Consider the following 6,179-nt stretch of genomic DNA (forward strand, 5'->3'; position numbering starts at 1 on the left):
TGTTCACACGAGCCCGGGATGGTAGTCATGTCAACGGGAATCAAGCACGGCGCCCTCTTCGCGACAACGGTCGAAGTGGCCTGTACGGTCAACGGCCGGCCCGTCCTGCTGCTGCTGGACCCACGCGAGTCCCTGCTCGACGTGGTGCGCGAGCGACTGGAGCTGACCGGCACCAAGAAGGGCTGCGACCAGGGCCAGTGCGGTGCCTGCACGGTCCATCTCGACGGGCGCCGGGTCCTGGCGTGTCTGACACCGGCGGTCCACGCGCGGGACGCGGACGTCCTGACGATCGAGGGGCTGGCGGACCCGGACGGCACACCGCATCCGGTGCAGCAGGCGTTCATCGACCAGGACGCCCTCCAGTGCGGCTACTGCACACCGGGCCAGATCATGTCGGCCGTGGCGTGCATAGCCGAGGGCCACGCCGGCGACGACGACCAGATCCGGGAGTATCTGAGCGGCAATCTCTGCCGCTGCGGCGCGTATCCCGGGATCCTGGCGGCGGTCCGGCAGGCCGCCCGCGCCACCGCGGAGGGCTGAGACGATGCGGCCGTTCGGCTACGCCGCTCCGGCCAGCCTCGCGGAGGCCGTCGAGGCACTGGCGGCCGGCGGGCCCGGCACCAGGGTCCTGGCCGGCGGCACCACGCTGTACGACCTGATGAAACTGGGCGTCGAGCGGCCGACCGCCGTGGTCGACATTCACCACCTCGCCGAACTGTCCGGCTTCGACACCACGGGACGCGACGAACTCGTCCTCGGCGCCGGCGCGCGGCTCGCGGACCTGGCCGAGGACCCGGTCCTGCGGCGCGACTGTCCCGCACTGGCCGAGTCACTGGCCAAGGCCGCCTCCCAGCAGTTGCGCAACAGCGCCACGGCGGGCGGCAGCCTGCTCCAGCGCACCCGGTGCGGCTACTTCCGCGGCGGGCCGCCGTATCCCTGCAACAAGCGGCGGCCGGGCAGCGGATGCGCGGCACGCGACGGCACGGACCGGGGGCACGCCGTGCTCGGTACCAGCGAGTCGTGCGTGGCCGCGTATCCCGGCGACTGGGCCGTGGCGCTGCTCGCCTTCGACGCCCGGCTGGACCTTCTCGGCCCCGGCGGACCGAGGACGATACCGCTCTCGGCGCTGCACCGGGAGCCCGGGGACACACCGCAGCACGAGCACACACTCGCAGACGGCGAACTCATCGTCCGCATCAGGGTTCCGGTCACCGCGACGGGGCGCGGCTCCGCCTTCCACAAGATCCGGGACCGGGAGTCCTTCGCGTTCGCGCTGGCCTCCGCCGCCGTCGCCGTCCGTCTCGGCCGGCGGGGTACGGTCCAGGACTGCCGTATCGCCCTCGGCGGGCTCGCCACCCGGCCCTGGCGCGCCCATGAGGCCGAACGGACCCTGCTCGGCGAGGAGTTGACCGAGCGGAGCGCCCTGCTGGCCGGGGAGACGGCGCTCGCCGGCGCGCGGCCGGGCACGCACAACGGCTTCAAGGTGGCGCTGGGCATCCGTACCGTCGCGGACGCGCTGCGCACCGCCGGACGGCGGGCCGCCTCATGACAGATCCCGCGCGGCGCGTTCCACGGGTGGACGCCGCCGACAAGGTCACCGGCAGGACCCGCTACAGCGCCGACCACTGCCCGCCCGGCACGCTGCACGCCATGCTGGTCCCCGCGTCGGTCGGGCGAGGGCGCGTCGTCCGGGTGGAGACGGAGGCCGCCCGCGCCGTCCCCGGCGTACGGCTGGTCCTCACCCGGCTCGACCCGGAGCAGGTGCGCTCCCCCGGCTTCCCGCAGAGCGGTTCGGGCTACGGCTTCCAGAGCCTCCAGCCGCTCCTGGACGACCGTGTCGCCTACCGCGGCCAGCCGATCGCGCTGGTCGTGGCGGACACACTGACGGCGGCCGTCGAGGCGGCCGGGCGGGTCGACGCCCGTTACGAGGCCGAACCGGTGGCGGTCACGCTCGACGCCGAGGGCGCGCACACGGTCGTGCAGGCCGAGGAGTTCCCCGGTATCCGGCGCTTCGCGGACATCGAGGTGGGCGACGCCGACACGGCCTTCGCGGCGAGCCCGGTCCAGGTCGACATGACGTTCGACTTCGGCCCCCAGCACCATGCCCCGATGGAACTGCTGGCCACCGTGGTCGAGTGGCGCGACGGAACACTGGTCGTGCACGAGAGCACCCAGAACACCGGCGCGGTCCGGCACGGCCTCGCCAGGGTGCTGGGCATCGACCCGGCCCGTATCGAGGTCATCTGCCCGCAGGCGGGCGGCAGTTTCGGCCAGAAGACCTGGCTCCAGCCGCATGTCGCCCCCCTCGCGGTGGCCGCGGCCCGGCTCGGCCGGCCGGTCAAGTTCGTCATGCCCAGGAAGCAGACCTTCCTCGCCACCAGCTTCCGTCCGGCCAGCCGCCATCGGATGCGGCTCGGCGCGGACCCCTCGGGCCGGCTGCTGGCCGCCATCCACGAGACCCGGTCCCAGACGTCCCGGCACGACCTGTTCGCGTCCGACTACCCCTCGATCACCGCGCGGCTGTACGGCATCGGCGACTTCCGCGGCACCCAGCACCTCACCCGTACCGATGTGCCGACCCCCGGCTTCATGCGCGCGCCGTTCGAGCATGTCAGCGCGTTCGCCCTGGAGACGGCCGTCGACGAGATCGCGTACGCCACCGGCCGGGACCCGGTGGCGCTGCGTCTGGACAACGACACCGCCACCGACCCGGTCACCGGCAACCCGTTCTCCTCCCGCCATCTCGCCGAGTGCCTGCGCCGCGGCGCGGCGATGTTCGGCTGGGCGGCCCGTACGGCGGAGCCCGGCTCGATGCGCGACGAGGACGGGGCGCTGGTCGGCTGGGGGGTCGCGGCCGGTGCCTACCGGGCGTCCGCGGCCCCCGGGGTGGCCCGGCTGCGGGCGGACGCCGAGGGCCGGGTCGCCGTGGATGTGACCGGCCATGAGATGGGGCAGGGCCTCCATACGGCGGTCGCCAGGACGGTGGCCCTCGACCTCGGTGTCGCGGCCGACGAGGTGCGGGTCGGCCTCGGGGACACCCGGAGCGCGCCCCAGCATCTCACCGCCGGCTCCTGGGGCACCGCCACCGCGCTGGCCGCCGTCCATGCCGCGCTGCGGCGACTGCGTACCCGTCTGGGCGTGCCCGACGACGGTCCGGTCGACGTGGCCGCGGCTGTTCTCGCGACCGGCCGGCCGGAGGTGGCCGTCGAAGCCGTCACCCGGGCCCCCGGCCAGTCCCCCCAGGCGGTGGACCGGCTGCACGCCGGCCTGTCCGCGCCGGCCGGTCCCGAGTACCGCGGGTTCTCGGCGTTCAGCTTCGTCGCGCACTTCGCCGAGGTCCGGGTCGCGGTGGAGACCGGCCGTGTCCGGGTGTCCCGGGTGGTCAGCGTGGTGGACTGCGGCCGGGTGGCCAGCCCCGTGACCGCGCTCAGCCAGATCCGCGGCGGTGTGGTGTGGGGGATCGGCGCGACGCTGCGGGAGGGCAGTGAACCCGACCCGCGGTACGGCGGGTTCGTCAACGCCGACCTGGCCGACTACGTCGTCCCGGTCGGCTCCGACATCGGCCGGATCGAGGTCGCCTTCATCGACGAACCCGATCCCCTGCTCAACGCCCCCGGGGTGAAGGGGGCGGGCGAGATCGCCTTCGTCGGTGTGGCCCCCGCGATAGCCAACGCGCTCCACCATGCCACCGGCCGGCGCCACCGCGCACTGCCCATCCGGCTGGAGGACATCCTGTGAACGCCCCGCCCCGGCGCGGGTTTCGGCCCCGCCGCCAGCGCGGGCGTCACCGCATGACGAGCAGCAGCAGCGCCAGATGGGCTCCGCAGCTCTTCAGCTCCTGATCGTAGTAACGCACCGTCCGGTTCTCGCGGGAGAGATCGGTGCGCGGCAGCCCGGCCGCGCGTCTGGCGTCGGCGAGAAGGTGCTCCTCCTCGATCCGCTGCTGTATCAACTGCACGATACGGGCGTCGATCTCGGCCAGCCGGTCCTGGGACCGGCTCGTCCCGTCCGCGCTTTCCGGCAGTCTCACAGGACGCGTGGTGTTTCGCGGGAACGGGCGGGGACAGCCTGTTCCGTCAACGCGATCCCACGGTGCACGGCGAATTCCACCACCTGTCCCGCCATGGTCCGCAATTGCTGTTCCGCATGGCTGTCGGCCCATTGTCCGTCGGGGCCGAAACGGGTCGCCATTTTGTCGAGGGTGACACCGAGCGGCGTCGGCCAGCCGCGTAAGGCGTGAGCCACCTCGCGCAGCGCGGTAAGCGCGGTGACGGCACCCTGCCGGCCGTCTCCCACGGTCACACAGCCGACCGGGCGTCCACTGAGATACGGCCGTTCGTCGTCGCGCAATTCCTCGACGTAATCGATCGCGTTCTTCACCAGGCCCGATATGCTGCCGTGATAGGCGGGGCTGGCGAATATCACGCCGTCCGCCGCGGCGATCGCCGCGACCAGCCGCCGGGCCTCCGGGGCACGCATCCCGGCTCTGGGGTCGTAAGCAGGCATGACGAGCTGGACACCGCCGATCAGATCCACCTCGGCGCCCAGCCGTTCGGCCTCGGCCAGTGCCCGGCGAAGTGCTCGCTCGGCCGTTGAACCCGGACGGGTCGAGCCGCCGACACCGAGTATTCTCACGATCTGCCGCACAGACATCACTCGATTCCTCGACTGGATATGCAAAGACAGGCCGATGGCGCCGCGCCGTGATCAGGACGGTGAGTGAGATGCCCGCGGTGAAATCCGGTCGGGAATGCCGGCCGCCGTAGCACGAGGCTTTTCAGGCCGCCCACGTTCCGTCTTCGTGGTGTTGATATCGTGACGGCAACGACGCGATGCGCCGGCCGTCCCGTCATGATGGAGATAAATCATAGGTGCCGATCTCACAGTATTGCTGCTGTGTGACGGCACCGGGCGGGGAATGGCCGAAAGGCAGGCGCGAGGGTCCGGATCCCGCAGGTTCCGCCCGCACCCGCGCCCGGCCCCGCCGCCCGGCCCCCTCGCTGCCATGTCCCGTTCGTATGCCCGTCACCCGCCGGAGGGCACACCGCCCGAACGAACTCCCGCCCGCCGCCGGACGGTTCGGGCGAAGAGCCACCCCGCCGTGAGCCCGCCGTCTCCTCTAGAGCAGTTCGCGCTCCCGTGTCTCCGGGAGTGCCCGGACGCACAGCAGGGAGACCACGGCCATCGCGCAGACGTACCAGCCCACCGACGCCGAGCCGAGGCCGGACTGGAGGCGTGGGACGACCAGGGGGGAGACCGCGCCGCCCAGGACGCCGCCCAGGTTGTACGCGAGCGAGGCGCCCGAGTAGCGGACGCGGGCCGGGAACAGCTCCGGCAGGTACGCGCCCATCGGGCCGGAGGTCACACCCACGCAGAACAGCGCGCCGCCCATCGCCACCGCCATCACCACCGGGTGCCGGGTGTCGAGCAGCGGGAACAGCAGCGGGGCCCAGACCGCGGCCAGTGAGCAGCCGGTCAGAACCAGTTTCCGCCGGCCGGCCGTGTCGGAGCGGGTGGCGGCGAACCAGACGGCGGTCGCGAGGAAGAGGCAGGCGACCAGGGACAGCGCCAGCATCGTGTTGCGCGGCATGCCCAGGGTGGTAGTCGTGTACGACAGGCCGTAGGTCATCGTCGTGTAGAAGAGGGTGTACACGACGGCCATGGCGCCCGCGCCGAGCAGGAGTTCGCGTGGATGACGCCGGAGGAGTTCCGCCATCGGCGCCCTGCTCGCCGTCCGCTCCGCCACGGACCGTGCGAAGACCGGGGTTTCGCTGATCTTCAGCCGTACGACCAGTCCGACGGCGACCAGCAGGAAGGACAGCAGGAACGGAACGCGCCATCCCCAGCCCGCGAAGGCCGCCTCGTCGAGCGACGCGGACATCAGCCAGAAGACGCCCGTGGCGGCGGAGAAGCCGACGGGCGGGCCGAGTTGGGGGAAGGCCGCGTACAGCCCGCGCCGCCCCCGGGGCGCGTGCTCCACGGCGAGGAGCACCGCGCCGCCCCACTCGCCGCCGATCCCGATTCCCTGGAGGAAGCGGAGCAGGACGAGCAGCAGCGGCGCCCAGCTCCCCAGGGTGGCGTAGCCGGGCAGCAGCCCCACCAGCGCCGTGGACAGACCCATCAGCAGCAGCGAGGCGACCAGGACGGACTTACGGCCGACGCGGTCGCCGAAATGGCCG

At 72.6% G+C, this 6,179-nt stretch carries 6 protein-coding genes; 3 read left to right on the top strand and 3 right to left on the bottom strand.

Features of this window, described 5'->3' with window-relative positions:
• Positions 1–27 precede the first annotated feature (27 nt).
• The 3 genes from BFF77_RS13350 to BFF77_RS13360 are packed head-to-tail and all read left to right on the top strand — an operon-like array spanning position 28 to position 3,738.
• Positions 28–540: a (2Fe-2S)-binding protein gene (locus tag BFF77_RS13350; RefSeq protein WP_066948288.1), complete on the top strand. Its 513-nt coding sequence runs from the start codon at positions 28–30 to the stop codon at positions 538–540.
• Positions 541–544: 4 nt separating this feature from the next.
• On the top strand, positions 545–1,549 hold the full coding sequence (locus BFF77_RS13355) for an FAD binding domain-containing protein (protein WP_066948291.1): 1,005 nt from the start codon (positions 545–547) through the stop codon (positions 1,547–1,549).
• Positions 1,546–3,738 carry a xanthine dehydrogenase family protein molybdopterin-binding subunit gene (locus BFF77_RS13360; RefSeq protein WP_066948293.1) on the top strand — a complete coding sequence of 731 codons (2,193 nt, stop codon included), beginning with the start codon at positions 1,546–1,548 and terminating at the stop codon, positions 3,736–3,738. The genes BFF77_RS13355 and BFF77_RS13360 overlap by 4 nt, the downstream gene beginning before the upstream one ends.
• 46 nt (positions 3,739–3,784) lie before the next feature.
• Here the strand turns inward: BFF77_RS13360 and BFF77_RS13365 are convergent, their stop codons facing one another.
• The 3 genes from BFF77_RS13365 to BFF77_RS13375 form a co-directional block, all read right to left on the bottom strand.
• The gene (locus tag BFF77_RS13365; RefSeq protein WP_066948295.1) at positions 3,785–4,030 is read right to left on the bottom strand and encodes a chorismate mutase family protein; all 246 of its coding nucleotides are present in this window, start codon (positions 4,028–4,030) and stop codon (positions 3,785–3,787) included.
• Positions 4,027–4,653: an NADPH-dependent FMN reductase gene (locus BFF77_RS13370; RefSeq protein WP_066948297.1), complete on the bottom strand. Its 627-nt coding sequence runs from the start codon at positions 4,651–4,653 to the stop codon at positions 4,027–4,029. The genes BFF77_RS13365 and BFF77_RS13370 overlap by 4 nt, the downstream gene beginning before the upstream one ends.
• A 466-nt stretch (positions 4,654–5,119) precedes the next feature.
• A partial coding sequence (locus BFF77_RS13375) for an MFS transporter (protein WP_066948299.1) occupies positions 5,120–6,179 on the bottom strand: 1,060 nt, incomplete at its 5' end.

The organism is Streptomyces lushanensis (assembly GCF_001700515.1).
In the GTDB taxonomy this organism is placed as follows: Bacteria; Actinomycetota; Actinomycetes; order Streptomycetales; family Streptomycetaceae; genus Streptomyces; species Streptomyces lushanensis.